The organism is Bradyrhizobium sp. NC92 (assembly GCF_025200865.1).
Lineage (GTDB): Bacteria > Pseudomonadota > Alphaproteobacteria > Rhizobiales > Xanthobacteraceae > Bradyrhizobium.
Map to the genome: position 1 here is coordinate 8,142,930 of NZ_CP104171.1, position 19,190 is coordinate 8,162,119.

Here is a 19,190-nt window from a genome sequence, read left to right on the forward strand (position 1 = left end):
TGTTGGCTGCGCTTGGACATAGCGAACACGCGGACAAGCCGCCCGGCCCGATCGGGCAGCTGCGCGCGCGCATCGTCGGCCTGCTGCGGGCGGTGCCGATCCGCTGGCGCATCCTGTCGATCGCCGCGCTGAACTCCGCCGTGGTCGTGGTGCTGGTGGCGATGATCTGGAACGGCGCGCAGGTGCTCGGTTCGGCCTGGGACGACGTGCGCCAGGTGCGCGAATCCGACCGGATCCTGGCGCTGCTCGAAAGCGAGACCGGACGGCTGCAGAACCTGATCCACCGCTACATCAACCAGCCGAGCCCGGACCTGTTCGCCGAGATCCTGTTGCTGCGCGAGGCGGTGCTGGGCACGCTGACGGGTCGCGCCGCCAAGGACCCGATGCTGTCGGGCTCGGTCGAGGAGCTGGAGCGCACCACCGACCGCTTCCTCAACGGCTTCGGCGAGCTGCGCAGCGTGCAAGCCACGATCGCCAAGACTTATGAAGAGCAGGTGCAGGGCCCGGCCAGGGACATGGCCGGGCTCTACTCCATCATCGAGGGCGCCACCGGCCATCGCGACGCGCTGATCTGGCCCTCGCTCGGCAAATCCCGCGAGGCCTTCACCGCGATGCTGGTCGCGGCCAATTCCTATTATCTGTCGCAGTCCTCGGGCGCCGCCGACGACGCACGCCGCAACACCGAGACGATCGAACGGACCATCCCGGTCATGATCGATCTCGCCGACAACGACCTGCAGAGGATGGCGCTGCAGCGGCTCGGCGCCCGCACCGCCGCGCTGCGCGAGGGCTTTGCAAAGCTCTCCGAGCAGCTTGCGAGCCGCACCGAGCTGTTGCGCAACACCATCGACGCCAGCCAGGCCGAGGCGATCGGCGCCATCGACGACCTCTCGACCAAGATGCGCCAGCGCGAGCAGAAGGCGCAGGAGACGTTCGACCGCACGCTGGCGGACATCTCACGGCGCGTGCTGTCGATCGCGGTGATCTTCCTCGGCATCATCCTCACCGCGGGCGTCTTGATCGCGCTGTCGATCCGCCTGCCGCTGCAGCAGATCATGACGGCGATGCGCGCGATCACGCTCGGCGACCTCGACCGCGAGGTGCAGGGCACCAAGGCGCGCGACGAGGTCGGCGCCATGGCGCGCGCGGTGGAGGTGTTCCGCGAGAACGCGATCGCCAAGCGCCGGACCGAGGACGAGCTGCGCGCCTCGAAGGAGAAGGCCGAGAGCGCCCTGCTCGAGCTCAACGCCGCGCAGCAGAACCTGATCGACGCCGAGCGGCTGGCCGCGCTCGGCGGCCTGGTTGCCGGCGTCGCGCACGAGGTCAACAACCCGATCGGCATCAGCCTGACGGTGGCTTCGAGCTTTGCCCGGCGCACCGAGATCTTCGAAGCCCAGCTCAAGGGCGAGGGCGGCCTGCGCCGCTCGCAGCTGGAGGAGTTCGTGCAATCCTCGCGCGACGCCTCGCAGCAGCTCGTCGCCAATCTCCAGCGCGCCGGCGAGCTGATCCAGTCGTTCAAGCAGGTCGCGGTCGACCGTTCCCATGCCGAGCGGCGGCAGTTCTCCCTGAGCGAAGCCACCGACCAGATCATCGCCAGCCTCAAGCCCGTGCTGAAGCGCTCGCCGATCACGCTGGAGGTCGACGTGCCCGAGGGGCTGCTGCTCGACGGCTATCCCGGCTCCTACGGCCAGATCCTGACCAACCTCTTCCTCAACGCCGCCAACCACGCCTTCGCGGACGGCCGCGCCGGCCGGATCGCGATCTCGGCGCGGCCGCGCGGGACCGAGGACATCGAGATCAGCTTCTCCGACGACGGGGCCGGCATGACCCCCGACGTGCAGCGCCAGGCCTTTGACCCTTTCTTTACCACCCGGCGCAATGAAGGCGGCACGGGACTTGGCCTTCATATCGTCTATAACCTCGTCACCCAGCAGCTCGGCGGCCGCATGATGCTGGAATCCAAGCTGGGACAAGGCACTACTTTTCGCATTATCATGCCCCGCGTCGCCAAGGGCGGCGCGCAAAGCACAGAAAGTGACGGATCTTCTCAATGGCCGAACAGGACGATGTCCTCCACCTGATCGACGATACCGGTACCGCGTCGGAGGATAGCAACGCCCGGAAATGGAAGATCGCCGTCATCGATGACGATCCGGCCGTCCATGACGGCACGCGTTTTGCGCTGTCGGACTACAGTCTGAACGGCCAGAGCCTGGAGATCCTGTCGGCCTATTCCGCGGCGGAAGGCCGCAAGCTGATGGCCGAGCACCGCGACGTCGCCGCCGTGCTGCTCGACGTCATCATGGAGACCGACGTCGCCGGCCTCGAGCTGGTCGAGTTCATCCGCAACGAGATCCGGAACGAGACCGTGCGCATCATCCTGCGCACCGGCCAGCCCGGCCAGGCGCCGGAGCGGCGCGTGATCGTTCAGTACGACATCAACGACTACAAGGCCAAGACCGAGCTCACCGCCGACAAGCTGTTCACCTCGCTGACCGCGGCGCTGCGCTCCTATCAGCAGCTCGAGCGCATGGTGCAGACGCGGCGCGGGCTGGAGATCATCATCGACGCCGCATCCACGCTGTACGACTTCAAGTCGATGCAGCGGCTCGCCGAGGGCGTCCTGACCCAGCTCGCTTCGCTGCTCAACGTCGATTGCGCCGGCATCCTCGTGCTGCGCGACAATGGCGGCAACGATCCCGAGCTCTCCGTGCTCGCCGGCAGCGGCTGCTACAGCCGCTTCATCGGCACCACGTCGTCGAAGGCGCTCGACCCCGAGCTGCGCGAGATGGTGGAGGCCGCGTTCCAGCGCCGCAAGAACGAGTTCGCCGACCATCGCAGCGTGATCTATTTGCGCACCGGATCGGGGCGCGAGGTCGTGGTGCTGCTGCAGGCCGAGCGCGAGCTGTCGGAGACCGACCGCTCGCTGGTCGAGATCTTCTCGAGCCGGCTCTCGATCGCCTTCGACAACGTCATCCTCTATCAGCAGCTGCAGGACGCCAACACCCAGCTGGAGGACCGCGTCGCCCAGCGCACCCGCGCGCTGATGCAGGCCAACCGCCGCCTCTCGGCGCAATGGCTGCGGCTGCAACGCGCCAACGGCTTCAAGAACGAGATTCTGGGCACCGTCGCGCACGACCTGAAGAACCCGCTCGGCGTCATTCTCGGCCGCACCGAGATGCTGAAGGAGCTGATCTCGACCGGCGCCTCGGAAAGCGGCGTGGTCGCCCAGGTCGACCACATCCGCGACGCCACCAAGCGCCTGACCACGATGGTCGATCATTTGATCTCGGATGCGATGGCGGATGCCTTCGACATCACCATCCGCCGCGAGCCGGTCGACGTCGCCGCCCTGGTCAAGGAGGTCGCCGAGGCGAACCAGCCGCTCGCCGTCAACAAGCAGCAGGCGATCAGCGTCACGGCGCCGGCCAACATCGTCACCATGTGCGACACCGACCGCATCCGCGAGGCTATCGACAATCTCATCAGCAACGCCATCAAATACTCGCCGATCGGCGGCAAGATCGAGGTGGCCGTCGTGCACGAAGGCAGCGACACCATGGTCCGTGTCAGCGACGAGGGCGCCGGCCTGTCGCCGGAGGATCTCGGCCGCCTGTTCGGCCGGTTCCAGCGGCTGTCGGCCAAACCGACCGCCGGCGAGAGCTCGACGGGACTTGGTCTGTCCATCGTCAAGCGTATCATCGACATGCACGGCGGCGAGGTGACCGCCGAGAGCGAAGGCCCCGGCAAGGGCTCGACCTTCACCATCACCCTCCCCGCGACCGAAATACCATGATGCAAAGACCATGACTCAAAGCCAGCACATCATGATCGTCGACGACGAGGCCCCGGCCCGGGAGATGGTCGGCGATTACCTCAAGATGCACGGCTTCACCGTGACGCTGTGCGACGGCGGCAAATCCTTGCGCGCCGCGATCCAGGGCAGCATGCCCGATCTCGTCGTGCTCGACCTCAACATGCCCGAGGAAGACGGGCTCTCGATCATCCGCGACCTCAAGAGCCGCATCAACGTGCCCGTGATCATGCTGACCGCGACGGCGAGCCCGATCGACCGCGTCGTCGGCCTCGAGCTCGGCGCCGACGATTACGTCGCAAAGCCCTGCGAGCTGCGCGAATTGATGGCGCGCATCCGCTCGGTGCTGCGCCGGAGCGGGCCGGCCAAGGCGGCGGACGCGCCGGCGGCGAAGTCGGACAAGGAGCAGCTGGTGCGCTTCGGCACCAAATGGCTCGATCTCGAAGCGCAGGCCTTGCGCGACGACGAGGGCAACGAGCATCCGCTGACGGCGTCCGAGTTCGGGCTCTTGAAGGTGTTCGCGGCCAATCCGAAGCGCGTGCTGTCGCGCGAGCGCCTGCTCGAGCTTGCCAACGCCCGCGATGCCGAAGCCTTCGACCGCGCGGTCGATCTGCGCATCATGCGCATCCGCCGCAAGATCGAGCCCGACCCGGCCAAGCCCGCCGTGATCCGCACCATCCGCGGCGGCGGCTATCTGTTCTCGCCGCAGGGCGAGAAGGCGTAGGGCGAGCGGCACGCCAGATGCCGTAGGACCTCCTACCCTTGGTCAAGGGGAACGTCCTTATAGGGCAATATGGTAGCGCCGTGCTCGATGCAGTCCAGGACGCTGCGCGCCGGCTTTGCCGGTGCCTTCGGCATCCTGGACAGCATCTGCGGGCGGCGCTCTGGCGCTCGGCAGGTCGGGACGAAGGAATGGTCGCCCGGCCGAACAAAGGAATGGGGCTCACCCGTTCGCGGAGTTCTTTGTGCCGTTATGGTCCGCATCGTATGGGGTCCGTCGCTTGAGCGTCGTGCACAGGGCAAAAAGCAAGCGATCTCCCACGCTGCGCAGAGCCCGCGCGTGACCGTGTCCTTTTCTGCGCAAGGCATCATACCGTCGCCTGCTGGCAGCGTCGTGTTGGATGGCGACACGCGACCAGTGATGGACGGCGCTCTGTAGCCGCCTGTTGCAGGCGAGGCGGCGGATCACGAAGCGTTGTTTGCCGCTTTGCCGCGTCACCGGCGCAGCCCCTGCCAAGGCGCGCAGAGCATGGTAATCTCGTCTGCGCAGGGGCTCTGCGGCCTCGGCGAGCAGTGTGGCGAGATTGATCCTGCCGATTCCTGGCCAGGAGCGTAGGATCGTCACGTCGCACTGCTCCGAGCTCTGCCCCGACGGCTTCTCCTCTCCTTCGAACTCGGCACATAGCCGGTCCAGGTTCTGATGAGCCTCTTTGATCTGCCGATTGACCAGGTGCAGACGTGCCGCCAGGCTGCGGATGTGAGCGCAGGCTGCCTCCGTCGTGCCGGGGCTACGAACAGCGGTGCCTCGCGCAAAGTCCCGAGCACCGTCGCCGCATTGAGACGGCGGATACGATAGTCCCTGAGAACACCTGCGATGGCCTTCTCGCTGGCCTTGACCGCACTGGCGGGGGTCGGCACCTTCTGCCAAAGCGCCAGGAACCATTCGTCGGCGACATCGTCGGTCAACTTGGTGGCCTGGGGATAATATCGCCACAACTGCTGACGCAAGCGGTTGGCAAGCCGCGTGCGTTCCTGCTGCAGTTCGTCCGCCAGGCGCGACCACTCCCGCAGCTCAATCATCGCCGCATCGTCTGCCACAAGCCGACGGAAAGCAGCACGGTCAGTGCGCAGCGAGGCGCCGAGCACATGAGCATCGCGGCGGTCGTCCTTGGCACCGGCCACCGTGAAGCGATCGCGGAAGCGATCCAGTTGCTTGGGATTGATGGCAAACACCGCAAACCCGTGCTCGAGCAGCATCTCCACCACCGGGCCGTGCGGCATCTCGATCGCCACGGCGATCTGTCCCGGTGCGGCCTTGGTCTTCTCCAGCAGCCAGTCACGCAACTCCGTCAGCCCGGCGCCGCCATGGTCGAACTCGTGCTGCGCAACCTGTCTTCCCGCGGCATCCAGCAGGCAAACGCTATGGCTCCGCGTTGCCCAGTCGATCCCGACGAACCAGCGTACATCTTCGATCATTGTTGAGACCTCCTTGCTCGCAAGGCGGGCCACCACGATCCTGATCAGTCCCTGTACCGGCGCTCTTGGCGCGACCTCCTACCGGATCTCGATCGCGGTCGCTCCGCCGGGGCGCGGTTCCTACGTCGGTGCTCGAGGCACAGGTGGACAAGGCTGCTCCCGGCGGATCGGCCCGGACGGCCAGTCTACATCCGAAGGCCGCCACGAACCCCACAAGGGTACAGGGTGGATTAGCGAAGCGTGCCCACCATTCCTTCGATAATTGCGAGAGATCGTGGGCACGGCGCTTTGCGCCTTTGCCCACCCTACGAGACCGGCATCTTGACTGCGCGCGCCCCGGGACGACGGCGGTGGGAGCGGGTCAATCAAACGCAAATCGCCGGGATTCGTTCCTCGGCGCCCCCGTCCGCCCCCGAATCCCCGCCCCCGTATTTTCCGTACATTGAAATCACACGGTTTTTTGCCCCGAATGTTTCGTCGCGGCCATGGCGGCGAAACAATTTGACGGCGCACGAAACCATTTTCCGCTTTTCGTGCAGACGTCCCGAAACGTTGGCTGATTAACACTTTGACCCAAGGAAACGCCGCTCGGTTGCGGCGCTACGGGGAGCCAAGTCCATGCCGAACGTCATTGCCATCAACGCCCAAGCCAGCCAGAGCATCATTGCCGCTCAGGCGACCTCGGACGACATGCTCCTCGAAAGCATTGCCGGCGGCAACCGGACGGCCATGCACATCCTTTATTGCCGGCACAATGTGCGGGTGTACCGCTTCATCCTGCGCATCGTGCGCGACGCCACCACGGCGGAAGATCTGGTCAGCCAGGTGTTTCTGGACGTGTGGCGGACCGCCGGCCAGTTCCAGGGCCGCTCGCAGGTGTCCACCTGGCTGCTCTCGATCGCCCGCTTCAAGGCGCTGACCGCAATGCGCCAGCGCCGCTTCGAGGACATCGATCAGGAAGACGTGCGCCAGATTCCTGATGATTGCGACACGCCGGAGACCTCACTCGACCGCAGCGACACCAGCGCCATCCTGCGCGCCTGCGTGCAGAAGCTGTCGCCGGCGCACCGCGAGATCATCAACCTCGTCTACTACCACGAGAAGTCGGTGGAGGAGGTCGGCCAGATCATCGGCATCCCGCAGAGCACGGTGAAGACGCGGATGTTCTATGCCCGCAAGCAACTCGCCGATTTGCTTAAGGGCGCCGGCGTCGACCGTTTCGCCGCGTAAGCGCAATGATTTCAAGGGGATAGGTCCGCGATATTGACCCTGTCCCCGGACACGGAAGCGTTACCACTGATGAAACAATTGAAACAAACGACAACATCAGGCGGAAAAACTTCCCCTCTATAAAGCTCCCATACAGTTTCGTTAAACCTCCCAAGACCTCCAGCGACCCGGACGATGCCCCGTCCGGGTCGTTTTGTATTTGGGGCCCGCGGCGGCAGCTGCAGGCCCCGCCTCTCCCGCTTGCGGGAGAGGCCGACGCGCCCGGGCGATGCGCAGCATCGCCGGCGCGGCGGGTGAGGGTTCTTTCCTCTGGGGGAGTGTCCCGTTGTGGAGACACCCTCTCCCCAGCCCTCCCCCGCAAGCGGGGGGGGAGCGCACCGATGGCGGAGCCGGCACCGGGCTCTGCAAAGCGATAGGCTCCGTCACGAAGGCGTGACGCTGCGTAACGACCGTCGCATCCATCCCGAACATCCCTCGTGACCACCACCACGAGTGCGCCATGCTCGAACTCCTCTTTGCTCTCCTCGCCGGAATCCTCACCATCGCCGCGCCCTGCACGTTGCCGATGCTGCCGATCCTGCTTGGCGCTTCGATCGGGCACTCCTCGCAACTGCGCCCCGCGATGATCTCGCTCGGCTTCGTCGTCTCGTTCTCGGCCGTCGCGCTGGCGCTCGGCGCGCTCACGCACCTGTTCGATTTCGATCCGAACGTGCTGCGCGAGGCTGCCTCAATCCTGCTGCTCGGCTTCGGCCTGTTGATGCTGTGGCCGGCGCCGTTCGAGTGGCTGTCGATCCGGCTCAATGGCTGGCTCGCTCTCGGCAATTCGAGCAGCGCGCAGCGCGAGGGCGCGCTCGGCGGGCTCATCCTCGGCACCACGCTGGGTCTCGTGTGGACGCCCTGCGCAGGGCCCGTGCTCGGCTCGATCCTGACGCTGGTGGCGACATCGAAGAATCTCGGCTGGGCCGGCACGCTGCTGGTCGCCTATGCCATTGGTGCCGCGATCCCGATGCTCGCGATCGCCTACGGCGGACAGGCGGCGACCACGCGCGTGCGCAGCCTGGCCCGGATCTCGCCGCGGCTGCAGCAGGGGTTTGGCCTGGTCGTGATCGGCTTCGCGGTCGCCGCCTATTTCCAATACGACACGCTGATCGTGGCGTGGCTCACCGGCTTCTACCCCACCGGCCAGATCGGCCTGTGATCACCCTCATCATCACCGAAAGGACGATTTCCATGACTCTCAAGCTGCTCGCAACCTCTGCTGCACTGATCGGCATCACCGTCACCGGCGCCGTCATCCCCGGCATCTGCGACGAGGCCGCGCGCGCCGCGCCTCTCGTCACCGCCGCCGCGAACCAGCAGGCCGCGCCCGACTTCGCCGGCATCACCAACTGGTTCAACTCGAAGCCGCTGAGCATCGCCGACCTCCGCGGCAAGGTCGTGCTGGTCGACTTCTGGACCTATGGCTGCGTCAACTGCGTCAACACGCTGCCGCACGTCACCGAGCTCTACGCCAAGTACAAGGATCGGGGTCTCGTCGTGGTCGGCGTGCACACGCCGGAATTCCCGTTCGAGCGCTCGGCCGCCAACGTGCAGGCCGCGCTGAAGCGCCACGGCATCACCTATCCGGTGGCGCAGGACAATGAGTCCAAGACCTGGAACGCCTATCGCAACCAATATTGGCCGGCGCAATACATCGTCGACCAGAGCGGCAAAATCGTGTTCCAGCACGCCGGCGAAGGCCGCTATGACGAGATCGATCGCACGGTGGCCAGGCTGCTGAACGCGAGCAGCTGACGCCGCGGGGACCATCGCGCGGCGGGCTGCAATTGTCGCCCTTGTTGCTTGACTCCACGGAGCCGTCCGTGGAGTTTCGCAACCCGACGCAATCAGCCGCCCGCAATGGACGCGACCGCCAGCACCGACATCCGCCTTCGTGAAGGGTCCTCGATCGCACAGCGGCTGGTCGTGTCCGGCTCGGCGGCGGCCGTCGCGCTCTGCTTTACGCCGGGACTGTTCACGCAGGACGTCCTGGAAATCCTGATATCGGCGGTCGCGCTGCTGGTGGGAGCCGGATTCGTCGTCGGCATCATGATGGCGCCGGCAGTGGTGTGGATCATCACGCCGGACGAGATCCTGATCGGCCGGCAGCGGCCGTTCGGAAAGCTCCAGACGCGCCTCGTCGGGAAGGACGAGATCACGGCGCTACAGGTCCCCGGCAGCAAGAGGGTGAAGGCCCGTTTCCAACTCGTCTTCACGCTTGCCTCGGGCGAGCGCCTGACCTCGCCGCCGATTCCCGATGTCACCCATGTTCGTGACACCGTGGCGTGGATCGCGGCGCATTTCGACGTTCCCAATGTCGAGACGCCGAGCAACCCGCTCGATGCCAGCAATCCCGAGATGCATCTCGGCGAGCCGCTCGAGGCGTTTTCGGCGCGGGACATCCGGATCGTCGCACTGATCGCGGTGGCTCTGTCCGCGGTCCCCTATGCCTATAAGCTGTGGCGCGGCCTGTCCCCCAGCCATGTCGATATCCTGCTGCTGCCGCTGGGCGCGATCGCGGCATTCGCGGTCTATCGCTATGCGAACCTCGCCACCGGCGCATTCTGGGTCATCGGAGCGAACGATATTCGCGTCGAGCGCCTGTGGGGCGACGGCAGCTTGCGGGCCGACCATATCGCCGGGCCCGACGTCAAGTCGATCACGGTCGAGCGCCGCGGCCGCTCCGAGGACGAGCATTGCATCGTGGTGATCCGGCTGCATTCGGGCCGACGCTTTCGCAGCCCCCGCATCGGCTCGCGGGTCGAGGCCCGCGCCGTGGCGACGGAGATCGTGCGGCGGCTCGGGATCGCGGCGGAGAGCAACCGGATTTAGCTTGCGCCTCGTGCCCACTGTCGGCGCTGATCTCACCGCGGGTTCGGTCTGTGCCTCTCCCGCTTGCGGGAGAGGTCGCGCCGAAGGCGCGGGTGAGGGTTCTCTCCCCTGGGAATGTCCCGTTGTGGAAGCACCCTCTCCCCAACCCTCCCCCGCAAGCGGGGGAGGGAGCTCACCTCCCGAGCGGCAACACCTATGCTTTTCGCGCCATCCCCTGTTCGTGGCATTGCGCTGGGCCCGTCAAAAAACCAAAGCATTCTCGTGACATGCCAGGACGGCGCGCCATCAACTTGCCATGAACTTGCCCCTCAGGTTTGATGGTTCCGAATGATTTGCGCTGTGGCAGCGGGGAGAGCTTAAATGATGGATTTTCGTCGCCTGACCGGGATTTTCGTGACTGCGATGGGACTGGTCCTGTCCACGCCGCACGCCTTCGCCCAGCAGCCGGACCGCGGCGACGAGCCGGGCCTGATCGCGGACGATGCCTACCAGCTCGAGCCGGAATGGCAGAAGCAGGTGGTGTACTTCCGAACCACGGAAGCGCCCGGCACCATCATCGTCGCGACCGCCGAGCGCCACCTCTACCTGGTGCAGCCGGGCGGGCGCGCCATCCGCTACGGGATCGGCGTCGGCCGCGACGGTTTTCAGTGGCAAGGACTGGTGACCATCACCAACAAGAAGGAATGGCCGGACTGGACGCCGCCGCCGGAGATGATCCAGCGCCAGCCCTATCTGCCGCGTTTCATGGCCGGCGGCCCCGGCAATCCGCTGGGCGCCCGCGCCATGTATCTGGGCACCACGGTCTATCGTATCCACGGCACCAACCGCCCTGATACGATCGGCACCAAGGTGTCCTCAGGCTGCTTCCGTCTCGTCAACAACGACGTCGCCGATCTCTACGATCGCGTGCCTGTCGGCACCAAGGTCGTGATCCGGCAGAAGCCCGAGCTCTGAAGGCTCTTAGATTCGAGCATGATCCCTCGGGATCATGCTCCATCCCCTCCTCCGCTTCCTATTCCGATACTTTCGAGAGAGAGACATCATGCGCACTTTTCGTGGCGGCCTGCTGATCGGGCTCGCGGTCGCCGTGCTGGTCGGCGTCCTCGCCATCATCTATGAATTCTACGACACCCGCACCCTGAAGCGCACCGTGCGCCGCGGCGAAGTGCTGTGCGGCGTCAACAAGGGCCTGCCAGGCTTCTCGTATTCGGAAGACAACAAGAACTGGAGCGGCTTCGACGTCGATTTCTGCCGCGCGGTGGCTGCTGCGATCTTCAACGATCCCGGCAAGGCGAAGATGATTCCGCTCGACGCCAGCGAGCGCTTCAGGGAATTGCAGAGCCGGAAGATCGACATCCTGTCGCGCAACACCACCTGGAGCATGGCGCGCGAACTCGAGTATGACCTCTATTTCCCTGCCATCGCTTATTACGACGGCGCCGGCTTCATGCTGCCGCGCTCGCGCAACAAGGAGACGTCGCTGGATCTGACCGGCAGCAAAGTCTGCGTGCAGGCCAACACCACGACGGCGCTCAACGTCGCCGACTACTTCCGCGTCAACAACATGAAGTATGAAGAGGTGAAGTTCGACAACCTCGCCGACGTGGTCAAGGCCTACGACACCGGAAAGTGCGACACGTTCTCCGCCGACGTTTCTCAGCTCTATGCTCTGCGGCTGAACCTGACGAAGCCCGGCGACCACATGATCCTGCCGGACATGATCTCCAAGGAGCCGCTCGCCCCCGTCGTGCGCCAGCGCGACGACGACTGGATGATGATCGTGAAGTGGACGCTGTACGCGATGATCAACGCCGAGGAGCTCGGCGTGTCCTCGGAGAACATCGACGAGGCTCTGAAGTCGAAGAAGCCGGAAGTGATGCGCCTCGTCGGCACCGATGGCAATTACGGCGAGCAGCTCGGCCTCACCAAGGACTGGGCCGCGCGCATCATCCGCCACGTCGGCAATTACGGCGAGATGTATGATCGCAACATCGGCGAGAAGTCGAAACTGAAGATCCCGCGCGGCATGAACCAGCTGTGGAACGCAGGCGGCGTGCAATACGCGCCGCCAATGCGGTAAGGCGGTCTAACCACCGTCATTGCGAGGAGCGCAGCGACGAAGCAATCCAGACTGTCTCCACGGCAAGATTCTGGATTGCTTCGCTGCGCTCGCAATGACGAGATTGGGGCAAGCGCTCTCTACACTCTCAACTGTCATCGCCCGGCTCGACCGGGCGATCCAGTATTCCAGAGACTTCAAACGTATGCGGAAAGGCCGCGGCGTACTGGGTCGCCCGGTCAAGCCGGGCGACGACACCGAGGGTGTGGCGCGCCTCGCGCCCCAACCCCGCCTCAATACCCCCGCGACCGTGCCAGCTGCTCGGTGTGGTAGTTCGCGTCGCCGAACAGCTCCTCGCAGACCCGCGCGCGCTTCATGAAGAAGCCGATGTCGAACTGGTCGGTCATGCCCATGCCGCCGTGCATCTGCACGCCTTCCTGCACCGCGCGCGTGGCGGTGGTGCCTGCGCGCGCCTTGGCGACGGCGACGGCGGGCGTGGCCTTGGCGACGTCGGCGTCCAGCGCCTGCAGCGCCTTCATGGTGGCGGCGCGGGTGATCTCGATGTCGATATAGAGCTCGGCGGCGCGATGCTGCAGCGCCTGGAATTCGCCGATCAGCTTGCCGAATTGTTTGCGGCTCTTCAGATACTCGACGGTGCGGTTGAACACTTCATCGCTGAGGCCGACCATTTCGGCGGCGACCGCGCCGCGGCCGATATCGAGCACGCCATCGAGCAGGCCGGCCGCCTGGTCGACCTCGCCGAGCACGCTGTCGGCATCGACCTCGACATTGGCGAATTCGATCCGCGCCGCATTGTGCGCATCGACCATGATGGTGCGCTCGACCGCAACGCCCTTGGCTTTGGGATTGACCAGGAACAGCGTCAGGCCCTCGCGCTCGCCGGCGGCGCCCGCGGTGCGGGCAGCGACGATCAGGAGATCGGCGACGTGGCCGTCGACCACCAGCGCCTTGGCACCGGAGAGCTTGAAGCCGTTGCCGGCGCGCACGGCCTTAAGGCTGGTCTGCAGCGGGCGATGCTTGGCGCCCTCGTCGATCGCCAGCGTCGCGAGCAGCGAGCCGCTCGCGATCTCCGACAAATATTCCGATTTTTGCGCGGCATTGCCGCCGCGGGACAGCACTGATGCCGCCACCACTGACGTCGCGAGGAAGGGCGATGGCATCAAGGTGCGGCCGATCTCCTCCATGATAATTCCGGCCTCGACGAAACCGAGACCGCTGCCGCCGAACTCTTCCGGCACCAGCAAGCCGGCGAAACCCATCTCGGCAAAGGAATGCCAAAGCTCCTTGGAGAAACCGGTGGGGTCCTTGCTGTCGCGCAGGTGCCGCAGGTGCGACACCGGCGCCTTGTCGCTGATCAGCCCGCGCGCGGAGTCGCGGAGCATGGATTGTTCTTCGGTGAGGACGAGGGCCATGGGCGTGTTTCCGATTCGTAATCTATTTGGTAGTTCGTCATTCCGGGATGGCCCGAAGGGCCAGGCCCGGAATCCATCGAGCGGCAGAGTTGGTGGATAGATGGATTCCGGGCTCGCGACTTCGTCGCGCCCCGGAATGACGGAAAGCCTTACGCCCCCGGCAGGTCCAGGATGCGCTTGGCGACGATGCCGAGCATGACCTCGCTCGTGCCGCCCTCGATCGAATTGGCCTTGGTGCGCAGCCAGGCGCGCGGGCGGGCGCCCTGCCTGGAGCGCTCGCTTTCCCATTCCAGCGCATCGACGCCGCCGGCCGACATCAGGATCTCGTGGCGGCGCTTGTTCAGCTCGGTGCCGTAATACTTCATCGCCGAGGAGAACGCCGGATGCGCCTGCCCCGCCTTGGCGAGATCGACCGCGCGCTCGGCGCAGGCAGCCAGCGCGGCCTCATCGACGTCGAAGCTGGCGATCTGGCCGCGCAGCATCGTATCGTCCAGCCTGCCTTGCCCATCGGTGCCGACCGAGTCGGCTGCGATCTGGCCGAGCGGACGGCCGACGCCGCGCTCGCCCATGCCCGAGATCATCGCACGCTCGTGCTGGAGCAGATATTTCGCGACGTCCCAGCCGCGGTTGATGGTGCCGACCACATGCGACTTCGGCACCCGGACATTGTCGAAGAAGGTCTCGCAGAACGGCGAATAGCCGGAGATCAAGAGGATCGGCTTGGTCGAGACGCCCTTCGAGGTCATGTCGAACAGGATGAAGCTGATGCCGTCATGCTTCTTCGCGGTCGGATCGGTGCGGACCAGGCAGAAGATCCAGTCGGCGTAATTGGCGTAGGACGTCCAGATCTTCGAACCCGTGATGATGAAGTCGTCGCCGTCGCTCTCGGCGCGGGTCTGGAGCGAGGCGAGATCGGAGCCGGCGTTCGGCTCGGAATAGCCCTGGCACCAGCGGATCTCGCCGGCCGCGATCTTCGGCAGGTGCTCCTTCTTCTGTGCGTCGTTGCCGTATTTGAGCAGCGCCGGCCCGAGCATCCAGATGCCGAAGCTCGACAGCGGCGGCCGCGCGCCGATCCGCGCCATCTCGGCGCGCAGCACCTTGTGCTCGGCCGCGCTTAAGCCCCCGCCGCCATATTCCCTCGGCCAATCCGGTACGGTCCAGCCCTTGTCGCGCATGCGTTCGAACCAGATGCGCTGCGGCTCGGACGAGAATTTTGCGTTGCGCCCGCCCCAGAACACGTCGGCGTCCGAGGTTGCGGGCTTGCGCATCTCCGGCGGGCAATTGGCTTCCAGCCAGGCGCGTGTCTCGTTGCGGAATGTGTCGAGATCGGCGGCTTCAGTATCGCTGGCTTTGAGATCGCTCATGATCGTTTCCATCACCCAAAATTCGAATTGTTGTCGCCGAGTCTGGGCCAAGCCCCCGCGGAATTCAACCACTTATCGGTTATAGTCGCCGCTGCGGCGAGCCTTGAAAACAAAGAGGAAACGACAATGCGCCTAAAGCTTCTTTCGCCTGGCGAAATGAACGAGAGCCAGCGGCAGACCTATGACGAGTCGATCGCCGGCAAGCGCGGCAAGCCGCCGGCGCCGATGATGGCCTGGCTGAACAGCCCCGAGATGGCGCGACATGCCACGCGGCTCGGCGAGGTGCTGCGCTTCGACACGATCTTCCCGGCGAAGCTCTCGGAGATCGCGATCCTGGTGACGGCGCGGCACTGGACCGCCCATTACGAATGGTATGCGCACAAGCGTCTGGCGCTTGCCGGCGGCATGAAGCCTGAGATCATCGCGGCGATCCGCGATCGCCGCACGCCTGACTTCGACGATCCCAAGGGCAGAATGATCTACGATCTCGCAAAGTCGCTGCATGAGGGTCACGGCGTCGAGAAGGGCCTCTACGACGAGGCGGTGAAGCTGCTCGGCGAACGCGGCGTGGTCGAGGTGATCGGGCTGTGCGGCTATTACACGCTGGTGTCGATGACGCTGAACACGTTCGAGTTCGGCCTGCCCGAGGGTGAGGTATCGGAGCTGGCATAGTTTCCCATTCGGAAACGATGGGTTTCGCGTTTGGCCGTAGCACCGGCTCGGGGCCGGGCTTACGTGCATGTTTTCGATGGAGCATTCACATGTCGCAAAGCCCGACCATTCCTGCCGGCACCAGGATCGGCCATGTCCACCTCAAGGTCGCCGACCTCGATCGTGCGCTCGGCTTCTATTGCGGCGTGCTCGGCTTCGAGCTGATGCAGCGGATGGGCTCGGGCGCGGCCTTCATCTCGGCCGGCGGCTATCATCACCACATCGGGCTCAACACCTGGGAGAGCAAGGGCGGCTCGCCGCCACCGCCAGGCACGACCGGGCTCTATCACACCGCGATCCTGTTTCCGACGCGCCCCGCGCTGGCGGATGCGCTGCATCGGGTGCTCACGGCCGGGATTGCGCTCGATGGCGCCAGCGACCACGGCGTCAGCGAGGCGCTTTACCTGCGCGACCCCGACCAGAACGGCGTGGAGCTGTATTGGGACAAGCCGCGGGAGCAATGGCCGTTCGGGCCTGACGGGAAGCTCGCGATGGTCACCAAGCGGCTGGATGTCGAAGCGCTGCTGAGGCAGCGGCAGGGGTGAAATGCCTAGAGCGGAATGGCTTTAGGTTGAATCGATTGCCACGGGCTCGGTGCAACCTCTCCCGCTTGCGGGAGAGGTCGGCGCGTCCGGGCGATGCGAAGCATCGTCCCGCGCGCCGGGTGAGGGCTTTCTCCTCTTGGAGATTGTCCCATTGCGGAAGCACCCTCTCCCCAACCCTCTCCCGCAAGCGGGAGAGGGAGCGCACCTCCGTCATTGCGCGATCAAGCCTCATTTCGTCGCGCTGATGGGCACGGCGCGACGTGCGCCGTTGCCCACCCTGCATGCGCCGAGCGATCAGCGTCCGGCGTCCATGTCGCCCGCCTCGCGCTGGCCGCTGAGCCAGAGCGCGAGCAGGGTCCAGAACGCGCCCGACAACAGATACGCACCCGAGGCGATGACGCCGAGATTGGTGGCGAGCAGCAGCGCGACCAGCGGGGCGAAGCCGGCGCCGAACAGCCAGGCCATGTCGGAGGTCAGCGCTGACGCCGTGTAGCGGTACATCTGCCTGAAGTTCGAGGCGATCGCACCCGACGACTGGCCGAACGACAGCCCGAGCAGGATGAAGCCGATCACCATGTAGATGGTCTCGCCGAACGCGCCGGCGTCGAGCAGCTGCGGCGCGAAGCCGCTGTAGACCGCGATCGCGATCGCCGATCCCATCAAGAGCGACTTGCGGCCGACGCGGTCGGCGATGATGCCGGAGGCCACGATCGCGGCGACGCCGAACACGGCGGCGACGATCTCGATGATCAAGAAGCGCACCGGGCTTTCGCGGGTGAACAGGAACACCCAGGACAGCGGAAACACCGTGACCATGTGGAACAGCGCAAAGCTCGCCAGCGGCGCGAAGGCCCCCAGCATGATGTTCTGGCCTTCGCGCGCAACCGTCTCGGAGATGCGCGCGGGCTGCAATTCGCGGCTCTCGAACAGCGAGGCGTATTCTTCCGTCGTCACCATGCGCAGGCGCGCGAACAGCGCCACGACGTTGATGGCAAAGGCAACGAAGAACGGATAGCGCCAGCCCCAGTCGAAGAAATCATCGGCCGAGAGCAGACCGGCAAAATAGGCGAACAGCGCGCTCGCCACGATCAGCCCGAGCGGCGCCCCGAGCTGCGGCACCATCGCGTACCAGCCGCGCTGGGAGGCCGGCGCATTCAGCGCCAGCAGCGAAGCCATGCCGTCCCAGGCGCCGCCCCAGGCCAGACCCTGCGCGATGCGCGCCAGCGCCAGCAGCCAGATCGCGGCGACGCCGATCTCGTGATAGCCGGGCAGGAATGCGAGCGCGACGGTAGCGGTGCCGAGCAGGAACAGCGCCGACACCAGCTTGGCCGTCTTGCCGTATTCCCGGTCGATGGTCATGAAAATGACGGTGCCGATCGGACGGGCCATGAAGGCCAGCGCGAACACCATGAATGAATAAAGCGTGCCGGTCAGCTCGCTCGCGAACGGGAACACCAGGCGCGGAAACACGATCACCGAGGCGATCGCGAAGACGAAGAAGTCGAAGAATTCCGAGGTGCGGCCGATGATGACGCCGATGGCGATCTCGCCGGGACTGGCCTGGTCGTGGCCGTGCTCGCCCGTGTGGAGGTCTGCCATTGCGGGGGTCTGTGCCGTCGCCATTCGTGCGCCCTTAACGTCCTGAAAACCAAAGCCGACCGCCCGGCGGGACGCCAGGCAATCTGCCCCTGTCTGACCCAACCTCCCGCACTGCAACATTGGACAAATTGTCCAATGTCCGGATTGTTGCGCCGCAGCTACCCGTTGGCCCCGCAAAGGAAACTCATTCTCATAAGGCTCGGCCCGTGTCTCGTCTCAAGATCCTGGCGCTACTACCTCTGGCTGCCGCGCTCAGCGGCTGCGACTACGTCGTGCTGGCGCCAGCCGGCGATATCGCCGCGCAGCAGCGCGACCTCGTCATCATCTCCACCGTCCTGATGCTCCTGATCGTCGTGCCCGTGATGGCGTTGACGGTGCTGTTCGCCTGGCGCTACCGCCAGTCCAACACCGAGGCCCGCTACGAGCCGGACTGGGATCACTCGACCAAGCTCGAGCTGGTGATCTGGTCGGCGCCGCTCTTGATCATCGTTTGCCTCGGCGCGCTGACCTGGATGGGCACGCATCTGCTCGACCCCTATCGCACGCTCGGCCGCATTCATGCCGAGCGCGCCGTGGACCAGTCCAAGGCCCCGCTCGAGGTCGACGTGGTCGCGCTCGACTGGAAGTGGCTCTTCATCTATCCGGACTACGGCATCGCCACCGTCAACGAGCTCGCAGCTCCGGTCGACCGCCCGATCACCTTCCGCATCACCGCGTCCTCGGTGATGAACTCGTTCTACATTCCCGCGCTCGCCGGCCAGATCTACGCGATGCCGGGCATGGAGACCAAGCTCCACGCCGTCGTCAACCACGCCGGCACCTACAAGGGCTTTTCGGCGAACTATAGCGGCGCCGGCTTCTCCGGCATGCACTTCAACTTTAGGGGACTCGACGACAAGGGCTTTGACGCCTGGATCGCGAGCGCCAAGTCCGCCGGCGGCTCGCTCGGCCGCGCCGAATATCTCCAGCTGGAGAAGCCCAGCCAGAACGAGCCGGTGCGGCGCTGGGGCACCGTCGATGCCGATCTCTACCGCCTGATCCTCAACATGTGCGTCGAGACCGGCAAGATGTGCCAGAGCGAGATGATGGCGATCGACGCCAAGGGCGGCAACGGCCATCAGGGCCTGAACAACACGCTGCCGCTCACCTACGACAAGCATGCCCGCCGCGGCGCCCCGCTCGGGCCCGAGCCGAGCTTCGTCGCCGGCACCTGCACGCCGGATGCGCCGCAGGGCAAGACCACCGCGTCGATCACGGCGCCCGTGGACACCGCGCCGTTGCTCGGCGCCGGCCTGAAGCGGCCGACCTTCACGCCGCTGAAGTCCTCGTCCTTCTTCCTCGGACAGCGTCCGAAGTCTGATTCCTAAA

17 protein-coding genes are annotated in these 19,190 nt (G+C 65.5%); 12 read left to right on the top strand and 5 right to left on the bottom strand.

The features are described from left to right. Positions 1-2: 2 nt before the first annotated feature. The 3 genes from N2602_RS37870 to N2602_RS37880 are packed head-to-tail and all read left to right on the top strand — an operon-like array spanning position 3 to position 4,538. On the top strand, positions 3-2,081 hold the full coding sequence (locus N2602_RS37870; protein ID WP_260381262.1) for an ATP-binding protein: 2,079 nt from the start codon (positions 3-5) through the stop codon (positions 2,079-2,081). Further along, on the top strand, positions 2,051-3,796 hold the full coding sequence (locus N2602_RS37875) for a DUF3369 domain-containing protein (protein WP_172786184.1): 1,746 nt from the start codon (positions 2,051-2,053) through the stop codon (positions 3,794-3,796). The genes N2602_RS37870 and N2602_RS37875 overlap by 31 nt, the downstream gene beginning before the upstream one ends. 10 nt (positions 3,797-3,806) lie before the next feature. Beyond that, complete coding sequence (locus N2602_RS37880; protein WP_036020286.1) at positions 3,807-4,538, top strand: response regulator; 732 nt, start codon at positions 3,807-3,809, stop codon at positions 4,536-4,538. A 219-nt stretch (positions 4,539-4,757) separates the two neighbouring features. On the opposite strand, the gene N2602_RS39145 is transcribed toward N2602_RS37880, so the two are convergent. Beyond that, the gene (locus N2602_RS39145) at positions 4,758-5,159 is read right to left on the bottom strand and encodes a transposase (RefSeq protein WP_409241879.1); all 402 of its coding nucleotides are present in this window, start codon (positions 5,157-5,159) and stop codon (positions 4,758-4,760) included. Further along, positions 5,156-6,010: an IS110 family transposase gene (locus N2602_RS37885; RefSeq protein ID WP_260379402.1), complete on the bottom strand. Its 855-nt coding sequence runs from the start codon at positions 6,008-6,010 to the stop codon at positions 5,156-5,158. The genes N2602_RS39145 and N2602_RS37885 overlap by 4 nt, the downstream gene beginning before the upstream one ends. Before the next feature lie 618 nt (positions 6,011-6,628). On the opposite strand from N2602_RS37885, the gene N2602_RS37890 reads away from it, so the two are divergent. The 6 genes from N2602_RS37890 (at position 6,629) to N2602_RS37915 (ending at position 12,191) form a co-directional block, all read left to right on the top strand. Continuing rightward, positions 6,629-7,240 (top strand): sigma-70 family RNA polymerase sigma factor, encoded by a 612-nt coding sequence (locus N2602_RS37890; protein WP_172786185.1) that lies wholly within the window; start codon positions 6,629-6,631, stop codon positions 7,238-7,240. Positions 7,241-7,739: 499 nt separating this feature from the next. Beyond that, positions 7,740-8,438, top strand: coding sequence for a cytochrome c biogenesis CcdA family protein (locus N2602_RS37895; RefSeq protein WP_260381263.1), 699 nt, complete (start codon positions 7,740-7,742; stop codon positions 8,436-8,438). A gap of 32 nt (positions 8,439-8,470) precedes the next feature. Beyond that, a complete protein-coding gene (locus N2602_RS37900; RefSeq protein WP_172786187.1) occupies positions 8,471-9,034 on the top strand; it encodes a thioredoxin family protein in 564 nt (187 codons plus the stop codon). Positions 9,035-9,139: 105 nt separating this feature from the next. Continuing rightward, complete coding sequence (locus tag N2602_RS37905; protein ID WP_260381264.1) at positions 9,140-10,111, top strand: hypothetical protein; 972 nt, start codon at positions 9,140-9,142, stop codon at positions 10,109-10,111. A 360-nt stretch (positions 10,112-10,471) separates the two neighbouring features. After that, on the top strand, positions 10,472-11,065 hold the full coding sequence (locus tag N2602_RS37910) for a L,D-transpeptidase (RefSeq protein WP_260381265.1): 594 nt from the start codon (positions 10,472-10,474) through the stop codon (positions 11,063-11,065). An 88-nt stretch (positions 11,066-11,153) separates the two neighbouring features. Continuing rightward, complete coding sequence (locus N2602_RS37915) at positions 11,154-12,191, top strand: amino acid ABC transporter substrate-binding protein (RefSeq protein WP_172786190.1); 1,038 nt, start codon at positions 11,154-11,156, stop codon at positions 12,189-12,191. Between the two features lie 272 nt (positions 12,192-12,463). On the opposite strand, the gene N2602_RS37920 is transcribed toward N2602_RS37915, so the two are convergent. Both N2602_RS37920 and N2602_RS37925 read right to left on the bottom strand, forming a co-directional pair. Further along, complete coding sequence (locus N2602_RS37920) at positions 12,464-13,603, bottom strand: acyl-CoA dehydrogenase family protein (protein ID WP_260381266.1); 1,140 nt, start codon at positions 13,601-13,603, stop codon at positions 12,464-12,466. Between the two features lie 149 nt (positions 13,604-13,752). After that, a complete protein-coding gene (locus N2602_RS37925) occupies positions 13,753-14,967 on the bottom strand; it encodes an acyl-CoA dehydrogenase family protein (protein WP_260381267.1) in 1,215 nt (404 codons plus the stop codon). 126 nt (positions 14,968-15,093) lie between these two features. Between N2602_RS37925 and N2602_RS37930 the strand changes: the two genes are divergently transcribed. Further along, entirely contained in the window at positions 15,094-15,639 is a 546-nt protein-coding gene (locus tag N2602_RS37930; RefSeq protein ID WP_260381268.1) for a carboxymuconolactone decarboxylase family protein, read from the top strand. Positions 15,640-15,728: 89 nt separating this feature from the next. Next, positions 15,729-16,223, top strand: coding sequence for a VOC family protein (locus tag N2602_RS37935; protein WP_172786194.1), 495 nt, complete (start codon positions 15,729-15,731; stop codon positions 16,221-16,223). Between the two features lie 294 nt (positions 16,224-16,517). Here N2602_RS37935 and N2602_RS37940 read toward each other — a convergent pair whose 3' ends face one another. Continuing rightward, positions 16,518-17,846, bottom strand: coding sequence for an MFS transporter (locus tag N2602_RS37940; protein ID WP_172786195.1), 1,329 nt, complete (start codon positions 17,844-17,846; stop codon positions 16,518-16,520). 182 nt (positions 17,847-18,028) lie between these two features. On the opposite strand from N2602_RS37940, the gene cyoA reads away from it, so the two are divergent. Continuing rightward, entirely contained in the window at positions 18,029-19,189 is a 1,161-nt protein-coding gene (gene cyoA / locus N2602_RS37945) for a ubiquinol oxidase subunit II (protein ID WP_260381269.1), read from the top strand. The last annotated feature ends 1 nt before the right edge of the window (position 19,190 follow it).